Genomic DNA, 16,844 nt, shown 5'->3' with positions numbered 1-16,844 from the left:
GCTCAGCGACCGTTGCAGGCGAAATAGACCGAGTTGAAGGTCGGCGGGCCGACATCCTGCTTGCTCGCATCGGCGGCGCGGACCGTCGACCGGTCGGCCGCGCTGGCCTCCTGCGCAATCAGGTTGACGCATGCGACGGCGGCGGGCGAGCGGACGATGCCGTTGACGAAGCGCATGTCCGAACCGCCACGCTCGCGGATCGCGGCGGGCGCGAGCGCGGTCTGGATGAAGGTGAAGTTCGCGTAGGTCGCAAAGGTCCGCGGCAGCAGGTCCTCCGCGCCGTTCGAGTCGATCTCGGTCGAGAACGAATCCGCGGTGGCGCCCAGCACCCGCTGCGACGCGATCATGAACTGCATGAAGCCGCGGTAGCCATTGTCGATGTCGAAGCCGTCGTCGTCCGCACCGGTGATCGCGATGTATTTGATATTGGTCGCGCCGCCGAAGATCTCGATGCCGTCGTCGGCCGAATTGTGGCTCTGGATATGGTCAAGAACCGTCCCCGATCCGGTGCCGCCCAGCGTCAGGCCCTGCAACTCGTTGCCGTCGGAGATCGCGATGCCGCTGTAGCGGATCTGGACATAGGACATCTGGCCGCTCGAATCAGTGTAGGTGGGGCCACCGTAGAAGCGCCCGGTCACGCCCTCGATCGCCTGCTGGCAGGTCGTCGACGAGCCCGCGGCGTTGTTCGGTCCGGTGCCCGCGGCGCACACCCCAGTCGCGGCACGGCCGAGCAGGATGATGCCCCCCCACTGCCCCTGCGTGGCATCCGACACGCCGTTGGCGCCGAGATTCTGCTGCGAGGTGAAGATGATCGGTGCGCTGCGCGTCCCCACCGCGCTGATCTTCGACCCGCGGTTGACGAGTAGCAGATCGTTGGTCGATTCGGTCGCGTCGGCGGCGACGACGACGCCGGGCTCGATGGTCAGCGTGATGCCGCTGTCCGCACCCGTGCTGCCCGCGTCGGTTCCGACTTCGGTTTGCCCACGCAGCCGGTAGAACACGCCCGCGATCTTGGGCAGCGTCAGGCTCGACGTGATGAGCGTGGGCAGGCGGCACGCACGAAAGGTCTGGACCAGGCCGTCGTCGATCGTGCCGGTGGGGCACGCCGCCGCCGAACCGCCGCTGCCGACCGCGGGCACCGACGTGCAAGCCGCGCCAGCGCCGCCGAACTGCGCCGATGTCGAGTTACAGGTCCAGTCCTGAAACGCGGTGTCGGTCGGGCCGTTGAGCGCGCCGACATAGTTGGTGCTGGTGAAGAAGGCGTTGATCGATGACGGATCGGTCGCGGCGGTCAGCGTCGTGGCGCTCGCCGGGTACACGCCGTTTACGGTTGTGCCGACGCCGTTGACATTGTTGTTGGTGCCCGCGTTGACCAGCGCGAGCTGCTCGTCGGCGGTGATCGTGAAGGTCTGTCCGTCGGCACGCGCCTGCCCCGAGGTCGATGCGAACTGCGCGGCGGTGATCGCGCTCGGTGTTGGCGTCGCGGTGGCGGTCGGCGTTGGGGTGGGCGCGGGCGTGACGATGGTGATGCTGCCCGCGCCGGGCGAGGCAACGTCGTCGGCTCCACCGCAGGCGGACAGGGTCGCCATCATCGCGGTGGTGATCAGATACATGCCCGTACGATTGCGTGCCATGAAGAAGCTCCCGGTTCGGTCCGTGGTTTCGCGATCGGCCGGCTGCCCGGCGATCCCCCTGTCGCCGCGGTTAGGCGTCGTTCGTGACAGCGCCGGTACGATTCGGCGACGCGGGCGTGACAAGTGGGTTACTATTGTGTGACGATGGCTCCCATGATGATCCTTATCCTGTTCGCCGCCGCTACGGCCCAGCCCGCGGCCGAAAAGACCCCGCAAGCGGCGCGCGCCGTCGTCGAACGCTATTACGCCGCAATCGATCGCCGCCGTTACGCAACCGCCTACCGCTTGTGGGTGGGCAGCGGGCGCGCGAGCGGCAAGACGTTGCGCGCCTTTGCGGGAGGCTTCGCGCGAACGGCGCATACGCATGTCGTGACGGGCGCACCGACCGATGGCGAGGGTGCCGCGGGATCGGTGTTCGTGACGATCCCGGTGCGGGTCGATGCGGTGCTGAAGAACGGGACGCGGCAGCGGTTTGTCGGCCGATACGTGCTCAGGCGGGTCAACGACGTCGATGGCGCCACCGCCGAGCAATTGCGGTGGCACATCGCTTCGGCGGTGCTGCGGGTGGTGCGCTGAAGGAAGGCAGTCGCTGCCCCGCGCGATCGTCACCCCAGCGGGGGCTGGGGTCTGGTTGTCACGGCAGTCCACCTCACCGCGAGGCGCCAGCCTTCGCTGGGCGACGGACACTATGCGGCGCTATCCTGCCGACACCAAAACCCCCGCCGCGGCTCGGTGCCGGACGGGGGTGTATCTGGTGGGCGCGACAGGGATTGAACCTGTGACCCCACCCGTGTGAAGGGTGTGCTCTACCGCTGAGCTACGCGCCCGATAAGAACCGGAAGGCGGCCTCTACGCAAGCCGGCTTCGCGTGTCCATAGCGTCAGTTGACGCTGTCCTTCAGGCCCTTGCCCGCCTTGAACTTGGGCTGGCTCGATGCCTTGATCGTCATCGGCTCGCCGGTGCGCGGATTGCGCCCGGTCGACGCCTTGCGTTTGGAGATCGAGAAGGTCCCGAACCCGACCAGCCGGACCTCGTCGCCTTTCTTGAGGCTGGTCGAGATCGCGTCGAAGACGGCCTCGACCGCCTTGACCGCGTCGCCCTTGGCCAGCCCCGACGTATCCGCGACCGTCGCGATCAGCTCCTGCTTGTTCATTGATCCACCCCCGGGAAAAGAATCACGCGCCGCCCAACGACCAGGGTCGAGGGCAGCCTGATCATCAGTAAGGCAACCCCCCACCCTTTAGTCAACGGCCGATCCGCCGAGTCGTTGACCCGATTGGGATCAATGGCCGTGGTTCAATGGTGAAGCTCGGCCGCAACCGGGGCGATGCCAGGCGGGGGGAGCGCGGCCAGCTCGTCGGCGTCCGTCCAGTCGATCGGCTCCAGCGACTCGACCAGCGCCAGGCGTAGCACCTCGTCGACGTGGGTGACGGGAACGATCTTCAGCCCGGATTTGATCGTGTCGGGGATGTCGGCCAGGTCCTTTTCGTTCTCCTGCGGGATCAGCACCGTCTCGATGCCGCCGCGCAATGCGGCGAGCAGCTTCTCCTTTAGGCCGCCGATCGGCAGCACGCGGCCGCGCAGCGTTACCTCGCCGGTCATCGCCACTTCGCGCCGCACGGGCACGCCGGTCATCGTCGAGACGATCGAGGTAACGATACCGACACCCGCCGACGGTCCGTCCTTGGGCGTCGCGCCTTCGGGCAGATGGATGTGGATGTCCTTGCGCTGGAACAGGCTCGGCTTGATCCCGTAACTGGGCGCGCGCGCCTTGACGAAGCTGAACGCGGTCTCGATCGATTCCTTCATAACGTCGCCGAGCGTCCCCGTCAGCTTGGCCGCGCCCTTGCCCGCCACGGTCACGCTCTCGATCGTCAGCAACTCGCCACCGACCTCGGTCCACGCGAGCCCGGTGACCGCGCCGATCTGGTGCTCGGTCTCGGACAGGCCGTGACGGTACTTCTGCGTCCCCGCGAACTCGTGGAGGTTCTCGGGCGTGATCGTCACGCTCGTCGCCTTGCCCTCCAGGATACGCCGCAGCGCCTTGCGGCACAGCTTGGCGATCTCGCGCTCCAGCGTCCGCACCCCCGCCTCGCGGGTGTACATCTGGATCAGCGCGCGCAGCCCCTCGCGGGTCAGCGTGAACTCGCCCGCCTTCAACCCATGCGCCTCGACCTGCTTGGCGATCAGGTGGCGCTCGGCAATCGTCGCCTTCTCATCCTCGGTATAGCCCTCCAGCCGGATGATCTCCATCCGGTCGAGCAAGGGCTGCGGCAGGTTCAGCGTGTTCGCGGTGCAGACGAACATTACATCCGACAGGTCGAGGTCGACCTCCAGATAATGATCCTGGAACTTCGAATTCTGTTCCGGATCGAGTACCTCGAGCAGCGCCGACGCCGGATCGCCGCGAAAATCCTGGCCCAGCTTGTCGATCTCGTCGAGCAGGAACAGCGGGTTGCCGGTCCCTGCCTTCTTGAGGTTGGTGACGATCTTGCCCGGCAGCGAGCCGATGTACGTCCGTCGATGCCCACGGATCTCGGCCTCGTCGCGCACCCCGCCCAGCGACTGGCGGATGAATTCGCGGCCGCACGCCTTGGCGATCGACTGGCCGAGCGAGGTCTTGCCGACGCCGGGAGGCCCGACGAGACACAGGCTCGGGCCCTTCAACTTGTTCGTCCGAGCCTGGACGCCGAGATATTCGACGATCCGGTCCTTTACCTTCTCCAGCGCATAATGGTCCTCGTCGAGCACTGCCTGCGCCGCGGCGATGTCCTTCTTGATCTTCGACTTCTTGCCCCACGGCAGTCCCAGCAGCACGTCTAGATAGTTGCGCACAACGGTCGCCTCGGCGCTCATCGGCGCCATGGTCTTCAATTTCTTCAGTTCGGCGGTTGCCTTGGTACGCGCTTCCTTGCTCAGCTTGAGCGTCGCGATCTTCTGGGTCAGCTCGGCGATCTCGTCGCCCTCGCCTTCCTCGCCGTCGTTGCCGAGCTCGCGCTGGATCGCCTTCAGCTGCTCGTTGAGGTAATATTCGCGCTGGGTCTTCTCCATCTGGCGCTTGACCCGGCTCTTGATCTTCTTCTCGACCTGCAGGACGCCGAGTTCGCCCTCCATCAGCGTGAAGCTCATCTCCAGCCGCTTGGCGGGATCGGGCTCGACCAGCAAAGCCTGCTTGTCGGCGACCTTGACCTGGATATTGGCGGCGACCGCGTCGGACAGCCGCGCGGCGTCGTCGATCTCGGCGAGCTGGGTCGCGGTCTCGGACGGCAGTTTCTTGTTGAGCTTGGCGTAATTCTCGAATTGCGAGACGACCGACCGCATCAGCGCCTCGGTCTCGGGGTTCTCGGCCTCCAGGTCGACGACATCGTGAATCGTCGCGGTCAGATACGCATCGCCCTCTGTCAGCTCATCGAGCCGCCCGCGCGCCTTGCCCTCGACGAGCACGCGCACGGTGCCGTCGGGGAGCTTGAGCAATTGCAGGACGGTCGCGGTGACGCCGACCTCGTACAAATCCTCACGCGTGGGGTCGTCCTCGGCGGGATCGAGTTGCGCGACGAGGAAAATCTCCTTGTCGGCGGCCATCGCGGCCTCCAACGCGGCGACCGACTTGTCGCGACCGACGAACAGCGGCACGATCATGGCGGGAAACACGACGATATCGCGCAGCGGCAGGACGGGATAGATCTGGTTCATGCAAACTCCGGTCACCCCGAACGAGGGGCTCATTCGCGCACTATATGGGGAGAATTCGGGCGCCATCAATCGTTGCAAGGTCCGCTGACATGATCCTCCCGGTGCTTCTCGCGCTCGCCGCGCCGCAGACCGCGGGCAAGCCGCCGATCACGGCGCAGACCCAGGTCTCGGGCGGGGTGCGGCCGGCCGAGCAGCTTGCGCTTCGCTTCGACGCCGCCGATCTCGCGATCGAGGTGCTGCCACAAACCAAGCGATTGCGTGGCGTGGCGACCCTGACCTTTACCGCCAAGGCACCGGTCGCGCGGCTGCTGATCGATCTCGACCGCAATCTGCCGGTGTCGGCGGTGTCGGTCGACGGCGTGGCGCTGAAACCATCGGCCTGGTCCAACCCCGACGGGCGGCTGACCATCGCCCTGCCCGCGCCCGCCGCCTCCGGCAAGACGCTGTCGGTGCGCATCGCTTACGCTGGCGTGCCGCATGTCGCGGTCAACGCGCCGTGGGACGACGGCGTCGTCTGGTCCAAGACCAAGGACGGCCGCACGTGGTTCGCGACAACCGCGGAGGGTTACGGCTGCGACCTGTTCTGGCCATGCCTCGATTTCCCCACCGGCGAACCCGCCCGGGTCGATCTGCACATCACCGTGCCCAAGGGGTTGAAGGCGCCCTCCAACGGTGTGCTGCTCGGGGTCGAAACGCTCGCCGATGGCCGCACGACGTGGAACTGGCGCGCGAAACACGTCAACACCTACGCCATCGCGCTCAACGTCGGCCCGTATGAGGAGATAAGCGGCACGTATAAAAGCCACTACGGCAACACGGTCCCGATGTTCTACTGGTACCTGCCCGGCGAGAAGGCGCAGGCTGAGCGGCTGTTCGCCGAATTCGCGCCCACCCTCGACTTCTTCGAATCGGTGATCGGCCCCTATCCGTTCGGCGACGAAAAGGTCGGCGTGGTCGAGACCCCGCACAAGGGCATGGAGCACCAGACCATCAACGCGTACGGCAACAACTACGCCAAGACCTCCGACGGCTTCGACGACCTGTTCCAGCACGAATTCGCGCACGAATGGTTCGCCAATCAGCTGACCGCCGCGAACTGGGACGATTACTGGCTGCACGAGGGATTCGGCACCTACATGCAGCCGCTCTACGGCCAATGGCGAGAGGGTGACGGGCGCTACGCCGCGATGATGGATCGCCAGCGCAGCCGCGTTGACAACAAGGCACCCATCGTCCGCGGCCTGCCGCTGACCGAGGAGCAGGTGTACGAGCCCTCCAAGGGCGGCGCCGGGCAGGACATCTATTTCAAGGCGTCGTGGATGCTCCACACGCTGCGCTGGCTGATCGGCGACGAAGCCTTCTTCAAGGCCGTGCGGCTGGAGGTGTACGGCCGCGACGATCCGAAGCCCGGCAATTTCGCACCGCGCTACGGCTCGACCGCCGAGTTCGAAGGGTTCGTGCAACAGGCGACGGGCAGGGATTACGGCTGGTTCTTCGACGCCTATCTGCGCCAGGCCAAGCTGCCCGATCTGGTCATTACACGCCAGCCGGACGGACGGACGCAGTTCCGCTGGACCACCCCGTCGGCCAAGCCCTTCGCGATGCCGGTCGAGATCGCGGTCGATGGCAAGCTCCGGCGGCTCGACATGGCGGGGGGCGTGGAGCAGATTGCGGTTCCCGCCGGCGCGCACGTCGTCGTCGATCCGTCGTCGCGCGTCCTGCGCCGCAGCGCCGCGATCGAGGCCTACCAGGCCTATCAGGCCGAACAGAGGACCAGTCCATGACCGACCCCGCGCCCGACTCCGCGCAAAGCAACCTGGCCGTCGGCCTCAAGCGCAGCGCCGAGATGGCGGCGGTGTTCATGATCGGCGACGGGCTGCTGGGCGTCCTCCAGCCCGAACGCCACGTCGATCTGTGGCGCTCCAACGTCGGCGCGGTCGATGCGCTGGTGCGCCCGTTCGGCGAGCGGCCCGGCCGGCGGCGGCTGTACGGCCTGCTCCAGATCGCGGCGGGAATTGCGCTCGCGTCGGCGCAGCGCGCGAAATGACCGCGGTCGGCCTGCCCGGCCTCGCCGCCTTGGCGACGGGCTATTTCGCGTGGTTGGTCGCGCTGGTGTTCGCGCGCCGGCGCCGCGACCGCGCCGGCGAAGCGAACGCTCGCGGATCGCGCCGCTCGATGCTGGGCATCGCCTTGCAGAGCGCGGGCTTCCTGGCCGTGGGATTGGGACCGGTGCGCGTGGCCCTCGATCCGCTCGGGGCGCGCGCGCTGGCGGAGGCGCTGAGTATTGCAGCGGCGATGGCCGCGGCGGTGATGCTGTTCGTCACCGCCACCCGCGCGATGGGCCGCAACTGGAGCCTGGTGGCGCGCACCCGCGACGACCACAGCCTCGTGACCGCCGGCCCCTTCGCCTACGTCCGCCACCCGATCTACGTCGCGATGGCGTTGACACTGCCGGCGCTCGCCATCGCGCTTGGCCACGCGGCCGGGCTGCTGATCGGCATATTCCCTTTCGCGCTCGGCACCTGGCTGCGTGTCGACGAGGAGGAGCGATTGCTCCGCGCCGCGTTCGGCAGCGCGTACGACGCCTACGCGCGCAGGGTAAAACGGTTCGTCCCTGGCCTCGTCTAGCCGGGCGCGCGCAGCATCGACCAGAAATGCGGGCCGCCGCGGGGCACGTCCCACTCGCCCGTCACCGCAAAGCCCAGGCTTCGATAAAAGCCGACGTTGCGCTCGGTTGCGGTCTCCAGATACGCGGGCAATCGCCCGGCCGCGCGGCGCAGCCCGGCGCGGATCGCCTCGCCGCCGAGCCCGTGCCCTTGCGCCGCGGGCTCGCACCCGGCGACGTGGAGGTACCAGAAATCGCCCTTCGGCATGTTCGCCCCGATCGCATCCGACACACGCAGCGCGCGCCCGGTCGCGCCACCGAGCGCGCCGACCAGCGAGATCGCCTGCCGCAGCATCTCCACCGGCGACACCTGCGCCCGCCCCGGCGCGCGCCACAGCGTCGCCGCCTCGCCACCGCTCGTGACCAACGCCATCCCCGCCGCCGCATCGGTCACCAGAATCAGCCGGAACAGCCGCGGCAGCTTTCGCGCACGCACGGCAGGATCGGGGAATATCCAGGAAAACGCCGGATCGTCCGCAAACGCCCGCGCCAGCATCGCCGCCACCGCATCTGCATCGCGCCGTACCGCCAGCCTGATGCTCATCGTCGCCCCTCAACGCAAACGGGCGCCGGTCGCCCGACGCCCGTTCCACGCAACTCAGCCAACCCTGTCAGGCCGCGTCGCCGGTCTTCTTCTTCTCGGCATAGACGCGGATCGGTTCCTTTCGGCCCTCGATCACGTCCTTGTCGATCATCACCTCGTCGACCCCGTCCATGCCGGGCAGATCGAACATCGTGTCGAGCAGGATGCTTTCCAGGATCGAGCGAAGCCCGCGCGCGCCCGTCTTGCGGTCGATCGCCTTGCGCGCGACGGTCACCAGAGCGTCGTCGGTGAAATTCAGGTCGACCTGCTCCATCTCGAACAGCTTCTGATACTGCTTCACCAGCGCGTTCTTCGGCTCGCTCAGGATCTTCACCAGCGCGTCGATGTCGAGGTCTTCCAGTGTCGCGATCACGGGCAGGCGGCCGACGAACTCGGGGATCAGCCCGAATTTCAGCAGATCCTCGGGCTCGGTCTGACGCAGCATCTCGCCGGTCCGGCGCTCCTCGGGCGCTGCGACATAGGCGCCGAAGCCGATCGACTTGCCCTGCAACCGATCGCCGATGATCTTCTCCAGCCCGTTGAACGCGCCGCCGCAGATGAACAGGATGTTGGTCGTGTCGACCTGCAGGAACTCCTGCTGCGGATGCTTGCGCCCGCCCTGCGGCGGCACGCTGGCGGTGGTCCCTTCCATCAGCTTGAGCAGCGCCTGCTGGACGCCCTCGCCGCTTACGTCGCGGGTGATCGACGGATTCTCCGCCTTGCGGCTGATCTTGTCGATCTCGTCGATGTAGACGATCCCGCGCTGCGCCCGCTCGACGTTATAGTCGGATGCCTGGAGCAGCTTGAGGATGATGTTCTCGACATCCTCGCCGACATAGCCCGCCTCCGTCAGCGTCGTCGCGTCCGCCATGGTGAACGGCACGTCGAGGATGCGCGCCAGCGTCTGGGCGAGCAGCGTCTTGCCGCAGCCGGTCGGCCCGACGAGCAGGATGTTCGACTTGCTCAGCTCGACGTCCGCACCCTTGGCGCCGTGGTTCAGCCGCTTGTAATGGTTGTGGACCGCCACCGACAGCACGCGCTTGGCGCGCTTCTGGCCGATGACATAGTCGTCAAGGACGTTGCAGATCTCCTGGGGAGTCGGCACGCCGCCGTCTTTCTTGGACACCAAGGCGGACTTGGTCTCCTCGCGGATGATGTCGTTGCACAGCTCGACGCACTCGTCGCAGATGAAGACGGTCGGGCCCGCGATCAGTTTGCGCACCTCGTGCTGCGACTTGCCGCAGAACGAGCAATAGAGGGTGCTCTTCGAGTCGCCACCGCTCAACTTCGTCATTCGTATCACCTCTCGCGCCTGGGCAGCGCGTGCCGTTGGGATGCTCGTCGCACCTTTGGGGCGGCTATCCTAGCGCGCCGCCCCGTTCCTACAAATCAAATCGTCCACATGGCGTGAATGGCCAGGGACTTTCTCACTCTCACGCAGCCTTGGCCATCTCGTCGGTCGGCGCCGGGCGCTTGTCGAACACCTCGTCGATCAGGCCGAACGCCTTCGCCTCGTCGGCTTGCAGGAAGGTGTCGCGGTCCATCTTGCGCTCGATCTCCTCGATCGGCTGGCCGGTATATTGCGCATAGAGCTCGTTCAGCCGCACCCGGATGCGCAGGATTTCCTTGGCCTGGATCTCGATGTCGCTGGCCATGCCCTGCGCGCCGCCCGAAGGCTGGTGGATCATAATCCGCGAATTGGTCAGCGCAACGCGCATGCCCTTCTCGCCCGACGCCAGCAGGAAACTGCCCATCGACGCGGCCTGCCCGATGCACACCGTGCCGACGCGCGGACGGATGTATTGCATCGTGTCGTGGATCGCCATGCCCGCCGTGACGACCCCGCCCGGCGAGTTGATGTACATGAAGATGTCCTTCTTCGGATTTTCCGATTCGAGGAAGAGCAGTTGCGCGGTGATGAGTGAGGCCATGCCATCCTCGACTCCGCCGGTGACAAACACGATCCGCTCGCGCAACAGGCGACTGAAGATGTCGAACGAGCGCTCGCCGCGGTTCGACTGCTCGATGACGATGGGAACAAGGCCCGCCTGAGTCTGCTGCAAGCCGAGGCCTGCATTGGCCAGCGGCGCGCGGAAATCACCGGTCTCGAACGGATTGTACATGAAAATCTCTCTTATGCCCTGGAGCCGCCAACATCGGCGCTCGCGCGGGTGAGTTCAAGCCCGGGTGCGGGGTACGTGAGATACGCGAGCCGCCGCACCTCGCGCCGCCCGCGCACGACGGTGTCGAGGATCAGGCCGGCGAACAGGTTGAGCGCCGCCAGGATTACCAGCCCGGTCACCAGGATCGCGGTCGGGAAACGGGGAACGAGCCCGGTATCCAGATAGGTGACGACCAGCGGCGCCGCGAGCAGCAGCGCAAGCGCGAGCAGCACGCCCGCGACCAGGCCGAAGAACCACACCGGCCGCTCGATCCGGTACAACGTCGCGATGGTGCGCAGGATGCGGATGCCGTCGCGGTAGGTGCTGAGCTTGGACGCGGACCCTTCGATCCGCGCGAAATAGCGGGTCTCGATCTCTGCGGTCGGCAGCCGGAGTTCGAGCGCATGGACGCTGATCTCGGTCTCGATCTCGAAGCCCGCCGACAGCACGGGAAAGCTCTTGACGAAGCGCCGCGAGAAGACGCGATAGCCCGAGAAGATGTCCGAAAAGCTGCGCCCGAACAGCCGCGCCAGGATGCCGCTCATCATGCGATTGCCCAGCACATGGCCCCGCCGGTACGCCTCCGCCGCCTCGTGGATGCGTGCGCCGACCACCATGTCGAGCTGTTCGTCGATCAACCGCGCGACCAGCGCGGGGGCAGCCGCCGCATCGTAGGTCGCATCCCCGTCGGCCATGACATAGATGTCGGCATCGACGTCGGCGAACATCCGCCGCACAACCGCGCCCTTGCCCTGGATGCGCTCGCACCGGACGGTCGCGCCTGCAGCCCGCGCGACCGCGATCGTCTTGTCGCTGCTGTTATTGTCGTAGACGTAGATGTGCGCGGCAGGGAGCACGGCGCGAAAGCCCGCGACCGTCTGCGCGATCGCGGCTTCCTCGTTGAAGCAGGGTAGCAGAATAGCGATGGTCGGTCCGGTCATCGCACCCGTCCTAACCCGTCCCCCCTCGTGGGGGAAGGATACGAAGACTTGCGAGCTTGCTCGCTAGTCGAAGTTGGATGAGAGGGTGCGGCTGCATAGCAGCCAGGCGGTTGCTGCGCGATAGCACCCCTCACCCTACCACTCGCCATGCGAGCGGGCCCCTCCCTCTCCCACAAGGGGAGAGGGTTCATGGCATCAAGCGTCGGCAGCCTTCGCCTTCTTCGCCCGCGGCTTCTTCGCCGGCGCGGCATCGGCAGCGACGGACCCTTCCGCGGTCTCGGCGGCAACCGGCGAGGATTCCAGCACCTGCGTCTCGGCCTCCACCGGCGGCGCCAGCTTCTTGGCGCGCGGCTTCTTGGCTGGTTTGGCCGCCTCGGCTGGTATCGCCTCGCTTACCATCTCCTGTGCAGGAGCGGCATGATCGTGGTCCGCGTGATCGTGCGCCGCGTGGTCATGATCCGCGTGATCGTGCGCCGCGTGGTCATGATCGTCATGATTGTGGACGTGCGTGCCGGTGGCGAAACCGTCCTCGCTCTCGATCGCGGCTTCCAGCTCGTCCTTGGTCGTCTCGCGGTCGGTGATCTCGGCCTTGCCGAACAGGAAGTCGACGACCTTGTCCTCGTACAGCGGCGCGCGCAGCTGGGCGGCGGCCATCGGCTCCGACTGGACGTACTGGATGAACTGCTGGCGCTGTTCGTTCGGATATTGCTGCGCCGCCTGCGCGATCAGCCGGTTCATCTCCTGCTGGTTGACCTCGACGCCGTTCGCCTGCCCGATCTCGGACAGCAGCAGGCCGAGACGCACACGGCGCTCGGCGATCTTGCGGTAATCCTCGCGCTCGCTCTCCATCTCGGCCTTGGCAGCCTCGGGATCGGCCTCGTGGGTTGCCTCATGTTCGAGCTGCGACCAAATCTGCGAAAATTCCGCCTCGACCATCGACGGCGGCACCTCGAAATCGTGGTCGCCCGCGAGCTGGTCGAGCAGCTTGCGCTTCATGTGGGTGCGCGTCAGGCCGTTATGCTCCTGCTCGATCTGACCCTTAACCAGGCCCCGCAGCTGCTCCAGGCTTTCAAGGCCGAGGCTCTTGGCCATCTCGTCGTCGATCGCGCTTTCGCCGCTGGTCTTCACCGACTTGATCGTCAGGTCGAAGGTCGCGGGCTTGCCGGCCAATTCCTTGGCCTGGTAATCCTGCGGAAAGGTCACCGAAATCTGGCGCTCCTCGCCCGCGGTGACGCCGACGATCTGGTCCTCGAAACCGGGGATCAGCCGCCCAGAGCCGATCTCGACCGCCATGTCGGTACCGGTGCCACCCTCGAACGCGACCCCGTCGGCGGTCTTGCCGACGAAGTCCATCGTGACCAGGTCACCGGTTTCGGCCGCCTTCTCGCCCGCATCGTCCCAGCGCTTCTGCTGATCGGCAAAGGTCTTCAACTGCGCATCGACCGCCTCCTCGGCGACCGGCACGGTGAGCCGCTCCAGCTTGATCGCGTCGATCGACGGCGCAGGCACTTGCGGTAGCACTTCCAGGCTGACGGTCAGCTCGGCGTCCTTGCCCGGCTCGTAATCCTCGCCGAGCGCGACTGCAGGCTGCATCGCCGGGCGCAATCCCTGTTCGGCGATTAGCGACTGAACGCCTTCCTGGATCGCCGAATTCAGCGCGTCCTGGGTCAGCGCCGGGCCATGCATCTTGCGGACGAGGTTCGCGGGCACCTTGCCCGGGCGGAACCCCGGCATGCGGATCTGCGGGGTGACCCGCTTCAGCTCGGCATCGACCTTGGTATCGATATCGCGCGCGGTGATGGTGAGCGTGTAGGCGCGCTTCAGCCCCTCGTTCAGCGTCTCGACAGTCTGCATTGGAAGCCTTCGTCTGGAGAAATTTCGTGCGGCGTTCCCGCCGGCAAGGACGGGACTGGTGCGGGCGAAGGGACTCGAACCCCCACATCTTGCGATGGCAGGACCTAAACCTGCTGCGTCTACCAATTCCGCCACGCCCGCGTGTCGGCCGAAGCTGTTCGGCGCGCGTCTATACCAGCCGGGCGGGTCGGGGCAAGCGTTGCAGGCAACCGCCACGCCGCTGGCGCGTTGAACCGCATGTAAGGAGAGACGATGATGGCCACCCAGCCCCCGCAGGAAATGCCGCCGCCGGACAATCAGCCCGTGCAGCCCGATACGCCGCCGGCCGAATATCCGGGCGACGCTCCCGACTTCGACCAGCCCTCCCCCGGTACGCCCGGCACCGACCCGGGCACCGCCCAGCCGTTGCAGATGTGATGGCCAATCCGACCCACGACGTCGACTCCGACGACATGACCCCGTTCGATCCGGCCGGCGAGGCCGCCTCCAGCGGGGTAGGCCCACGCGCCGACGACGAGATGGAGCCGCTTCCCGGCACCGATGCGATGGGCGGCGAGACCGGTGGCCTCGCAGGCACCAGCCGCTGATTTGCAAAGGATGAACGATTTGGCCGATCCCGACACCCCTGACCGAGACGATGACCGCAGCGACCTTCAGCAGGCGGTCGAAGCCCGCGCTGACGCAGTCGCCCGTGGCGAGGGCGGCGACGAACCCGAGACGATGACCGACACCGGCCTCCACGACGGAGTCGGCGGCACCGGCGGCGAGGTGAAGAATCAGGATTTGGACGCGCAGTAGCGTGCCGCTTGCGATGTTGGACAAGAGCGGGCAGCCCCCCTGCCCGCTCTTTCTCATCGCCAACGGTCAGGATAACCGCGGAAGCCGGCAGAATACGCCGTTGGGCTCACCTTAGCCTCACCTTCCAAGTCGCCGGTCTAGGGCCGAACCCTGCGCGCGGTCAGAATGCGCACGGGCACCGCGGGCACCTCGCCCTTGAACGATCCGCGCACGCTGGCGGCCGGATCGATTGGCTTGTCGAAGATGCGCAGGACCACGTCGAATCCCTCGACCACGCGCCCGAAAGCGGCATAGCCCAGATTGTCTCCGGCGCGCGCCGGATCGGCATCGAGTCCCGGCTGATCGCCGACCATGATCGTGAATTCCCCCCGCGCGGTGCCCGGTGCGAGCCTCGCCGTGGAGATGGCACCCTCCAGATGCTTGACCCCGGTCAGCGTCGTCGGCTCGTGCTTGATCGGCGGCAGCGACAGCTTGGGATCGCCGTTCATCCCGAACTGGATGAACCCGAAGCGGTCGGCAACATGCGACACGCGGTAGACACGCCGTCCGTCGAGTCGCTTGCCATCGACATAGCGCAGGAAATTGGCGGCGGTGACCGGCGCCTTCTTTGCTTCGACCTGGACGACGAACCGCCCCTCGCTGGTGTCGATCACGACGCGCGGCAGCGTGGGATCGGCCGCCGGCGCGGGTGCGGACGTCGCAAACGGCAGCGGCACCGCTTGGGGGAGCGGCTGCGGCGGAGTCTGCGCCGCAAGGTAGGACGCACCCGTCATCAGAGCGAGCGACGTAACGATCGAATGCACCATTCTACCCTCCTCTGCCGTAAACGCGCCTAGTCCAGCGCCGTCCTGACGAGTTCGTTGACCACCGCCGGATTGGCCTTGCCCGCCATCGCCTTCATCGTCTGCCCGACGAAGAACCCGAACAGCGCGACCTTGCCACCGCGATACTGCTCCAGCTGCCCCGGGTTCTTGGCCAGCACCTCGGCGATGACGCTTTCGATCGCGCCGGTGTCGCTGGTCTGCTTCAGCCCGCGCGCCTCGACGATCGCAGCGGGCGAGTCGCCGGTGTCGAGCATCACCTCGAACACCTGTTTGGCAAGGCTGCCCGACAGCGTGCCGTCGGCGACCAGCGCCAGCAGCTCGGCGGCCTGGGCAGGGCTGACCGGACTGTCCTCGATGCCGCGCCCCATCCGGTTGAGCGCACCGAACAGCTCCGACGTCGTCCAGTTCGCCGCCGCGGCCGGCTTGGCGCCCTTGTCCAGCAACGCATCGAACCAGCGAGCCGCCTCGACTTCCGCAGTCAGGACGTCGGCCTGGTACGGGCTGACCCCCAGCCCCTCGTACCGCAGCCGCTTGGCGTCGGGCAGTTCGGGCAACGACGCGCGACACGCATCGAGGAACGCCTCCTCCAGCTCGAGCGGCAGCAGGTCGGGGTCCGGAAAATAGCGGTAGTCGTGCGCATCTTCCTTCGAGCGCATCGACCGCGTCTCATTGCGATCGGGGTCGTAGAGCCGGGTCTCCTGCGCGATCGCGCCGCCGTCCTCCAGCACCTCGACCTGCCGCTTGGCTTCCTGCTCGACCACCGCCATGACGAAGCGGACCGAATTGACGTTCTTGGTCTCGGTCCGCGTGCCCAGTTCTTCGCCCGGCCGTCGCACGCTGACGTTGACGTCGGCGCGCATCGAGCCCTCCTCCATGTTGCCGTCGCAGCTGCCGACATAGCGCAGGATCGCTCGCAACTTGCGCAGGTAAGCCCCTGCTTCTGCGGGCGATCGCAGGTCGGGCCGGCTGACGATCTCCATCAGCGCAACGCCGGAACGATTGAGGTCGACGTAGGAGCGGGTCGGATGCTGATCGTGCATCAGCTTGCCCGCGTCCTGCTCGACATGGATGCGCTCCACGCCGATCCGCTTGATCGCTTCGGGGGTTTTCGGATCGGGCGCGATGTCGATCGCGCCCTCGCCGACCAGCGGGTGATACAGCTGGCTGATCTGATAGCCCTGCGGCAGATCCGCGTAGAAATAGTTCTTCCGGTCGAACCGCGACCACCGGTTGATCCGCGCGCCGATCGCCATGCCGGTGCGCACCGCCTGGCGGATGCATTCGCGGTTGGGCACCGGCAGCATCCCCGGCATCGCGGCGTCGACCAGGCTCACCTGCGTATTCGGCTCCGCACCGAATTTGGTCGAGGCGCCCGAGAACAGCTTGGCATCGGAGGTGACCTGGGCATGGACCTCAAGCCCGATCACCACTTCCCACTCGCCGGTGGCGCCCTGTACGCGATACGTCGATTCCAAGGTCCGTCTCTCTTGCCGCATTGTTGCAGTGGCGGACGACCTCGTCCCCTCCCGACCTCCAGTCAAGAGTAGACGGGGTGCCACAGGGCCGGAGCGCCGCCTTCCAGGGAAATCGCTTCAGCCGCTTGGCGGAACCGATATCGTCGCGCTATGTTACGGTTAACAAGCAGCATTACTTCCGAACAGGGGCGCTCCTTGCGGCGCCGAGGGGTTTT

Annotated in this window: 17 protein-coding genes and 2 tRNA genes; 7 read left to right on the top strand and 12 right to left on the bottom strand. The window is 66.6% G+C overall.

The genetic code is table 11. The features are described 5' to 3' along the window. Window positions 1–2 precede the first annotated feature (2 nt). Window positions 3–1,634: a hypothetical protein gene (locus ACE5C1_RS04130; protein WP_374942794.1), complete on the bottom strand. Its 1,632-nt coding sequence runs from the start codon at window positions 1,632–1,634 to the stop codon at window positions 3–5. Between the two features lie 153 nt (window positions 1,635–1,787). Between ACE5C1_RS04130 and ACE5C1_RS04125 the strand changes: the two genes are divergently transcribed. Further along, window positions 1,788–2,210, top strand: coding sequence for a hypothetical protein (locus ACE5C1_RS04125; protein WP_374942793.1), 423 nt, complete (start codon window positions 1,788–1,790; stop codon window positions 2,208–2,210). 176 nt (window positions 2,211–2,386) lie between these two features. On the opposite strand, the gene ACE5C1_RS04120 is transcribed toward ACE5C1_RS04125, so the two are convergent. The 3 genes from ACE5C1_RS04120 to lon all read right to left on the bottom strand — a co-directional run bounded on the left by ACE5C1_RS04120 (window position 2,387) and on the right by lon (window position 5,327). Next, window positions 2,387–2,461: transfer RNA gene (locus ACE5C1_RS04120), tRNA-Val, on the bottom strand. A gap of 53 nt (window positions 2,462–2,514) precedes the next feature. Continuing rightward, window positions 2,515–2,787, bottom strand: coding sequence for an HU family DNA-binding protein (locus tag ACE5C1_RS04115; protein ID WP_374942792.1), 273 nt, complete (start codon window positions 2,785–2,787; stop codon window positions 2,515–2,517). A gap of 143 nt (window positions 2,788–2,930) precedes the next feature. Continuing rightward, window positions 2,931–5,327 (bottom strand): endopeptidase La, encoded by a 2,397-nt coding sequence (gene lon, locus ACE5C1_RS04110; protein ID WP_374942791.1) that lies wholly within the window; start codon window positions 5,325–5,327, stop codon window positions 2,931–2,933. A gap of 89 nt (window positions 5,328–5,416) precedes the next feature. Here lon and ACE5C1_RS04105 point away from each other — a divergent pair, with 89 nt between their 5' ends. The 3 genes from ACE5C1_RS04105 to ACE5C1_RS04095 are packed head-to-tail and all read left to right on the top strand — an operon-like array spanning window position 5,417 to window position 7,955. Further along, entirely contained in the window at window positions 5,417–7,111 is a 1,695-nt protein-coding gene (locus ACE5C1_RS04105) for a M1 family metallopeptidase (RefSeq protein ID WP_374942790.1), read from the top strand. After that, on the top strand, window positions 7,108–7,374 hold the full coding sequence (locus ACE5C1_RS04100; protein WP_374942789.1) for a hypothetical protein: 267 nt from the start codon (window positions 7,108–7,110) through the stop codon (window positions 7,372–7,374). Before ACE5C1_RS04105 ends, ACE5C1_RS04100 begins: the two co-directional genes overlap by 4 nt. Continuing rightward, complete coding sequence (locus ACE5C1_RS04095; RefSeq protein WP_374942788.1) at window positions 7,371–7,955, top strand: methyltransferase family protein; 585 nt, start codon at window positions 7,371–7,373, stop codon at window positions 7,953–7,955. Before ACE5C1_RS04100 ends, ACE5C1_RS04095 begins: the two co-directional genes overlap by 4 nt. On the opposite strand, the gene ACE5C1_RS04090 is transcribed toward ACE5C1_RS04095, so the two are convergent. The 6 genes from ACE5C1_RS04090 to ACE5C1_RS04065 form a co-directional block, all read right to left on the bottom strand. Next, window positions 7,952–8,536: a GNAT family N-acetyltransferase gene (locus ACE5C1_RS04090; RefSeq protein ID WP_374942787.1), complete on the bottom strand. Its 585-nt coding sequence runs from the start codon at window positions 8,534–8,536 to the stop codon at window positions 7,952–7,954. The two genes, ACE5C1_RS04095 and ACE5C1_RS04090, sit on opposite strands and share 4 nt — an antisense overlap. 67 nt (window positions 8,537–8,603) lie before the next feature. Beyond that, window positions 8,604–9,869 carry an ATP-dependent Clp protease ATP-binding subunit ClpX gene (gene clpX / locus ACE5C1_RS04085; RefSeq protein ID WP_374942786.1) on the bottom strand — a complete coding sequence of 422 codons (1,266 nt, stop codon included), beginning with the start codon at window positions 9,867–9,869 and terminating at the stop codon, window positions 8,604–8,606. A gap of 139 nt (window positions 9,870–10,008) precedes the next feature. After that, window positions 10,009–10,698, bottom strand: coding sequence for an ATP-dependent Clp endopeptidase proteolytic subunit ClpP (clpP, locus tag ACE5C1_RS04080; protein ID WP_374942785.1), 690 nt, complete (start codon window positions 10,696–10,698; stop codon window positions 10,009–10,011). Window positions 10,699–10,709: 11 nt separating this feature from the next. Beyond that, window positions 10,710–11,678 carry a glycosyltransferase family 2 protein gene (locus tag ACE5C1_RS04075; RefSeq protein WP_374942784.1) on the bottom strand — a complete coding sequence of 323 codons (969 nt, stop codon included), beginning with the start codon at window positions 11,676–11,678 and terminating at the stop codon, window positions 10,710–10,712. 195 nt (window positions 11,679–11,873) lie between these two features. Beyond that, window positions 11,874–13,532 carry a trigger factor gene (gene tig / locus ACE5C1_RS04070; RefSeq protein WP_374942783.1) on the bottom strand — a complete coding sequence of 553 codons (1,659 nt, stop codon included), beginning with the start codon at window positions 13,530–13,532 and terminating at the stop codon, window positions 11,874–11,876. A gap of 56 nt (window positions 13,533–13,588) precedes the next feature. Next, window positions 13,589–13,673, bottom strand: a tRNA-Leu gene (locus ACE5C1_RS04065). A 111-nt stretch (window positions 13,674–13,784) separates the two neighbouring features. On the opposite strand from ACE5C1_RS04065, the gene ACE5C1_RS04060 reads away from it, so the two are divergent. The 3 genes from ACE5C1_RS04060 to ACE5C1_RS04050 are packed head-to-tail and all read left to right on the top strand — an operon-like array spanning window position 13,785 to window position 14,330. After that, a complete protein-coding gene (locus ACE5C1_RS04060) occupies window positions 13,785–13,949 on the top strand; it encodes a hypothetical protein (RefSeq protein WP_374942782.1) in 165 nt (54 codons plus the stop codon). Beyond that, the gene (locus tag ACE5C1_RS04055) at window positions 13,949–14,119 is read left to right on the top strand and encodes a hypothetical protein (protein WP_374942781.1); all 171 of its coding nucleotides are present in this window, start codon (window positions 13,949–13,951) and stop codon (window positions 14,117–14,119) included. Before ACE5C1_RS04060 ends, ACE5C1_RS04055 begins: the two co-directional genes overlap by 1 nt. Before the next feature lie 10 nt (window positions 14,120–14,129). Next, the gene (locus ACE5C1_RS04050) at window positions 14,130–14,330 is read left to right on the top strand and encodes a hypothetical protein (RefSeq protein ID WP_374942780.1); all 201 of its coding nucleotides are present in this window, start codon (window positions 14,130–14,132) and stop codon (window positions 14,328–14,330) included. A gap of 137 nt (window positions 14,331–14,467) precedes the next feature. On the opposite strand, the gene ACE5C1_RS04045 is transcribed toward ACE5C1_RS04050, so the two are convergent. Together ACE5C1_RS04045 and gatB are read right to left on the bottom strand one after the other, a co-directional pair. Beyond that, window positions 14,468–15,136 carry a peptidylprolyl isomerase gene (locus ACE5C1_RS04045; protein ID WP_374942779.1) on the bottom strand — a complete coding sequence of 223 codons (669 nt, stop codon included), beginning with the start codon at window positions 15,134–15,136 and terminating at the stop codon, window positions 14,468–14,470. Between the two features lie 26 nt (window positions 15,137–15,162). Further along, entirely contained in the window at window positions 15,163–16,650 is a 1,488-nt protein-coding gene (gene gatB / locus ACE5C1_RS04040; protein WP_374942778.1) for an Asp-tRNA(Asn)/Glu-tRNA(Gln) amidotransferase subunit GatB, read from the bottom strand. Window positions 16,651–16,844: the final 194 nt, after the last annotated feature.

The organism is Sphingomonas sp., assembly GCF_964263785.1.
In the GTDB taxonomy this organism is placed as follows: domain Bacteria; phylum Pseudomonadota; class Alphaproteobacteria; order Sphingomonadales; family Sphingomonadaceae; genus Sphingomonas.
Note: the sequence above shows the minus strand (reverse complement) of the source record. Positions and strands in the feature narration are given on the sequence as shown.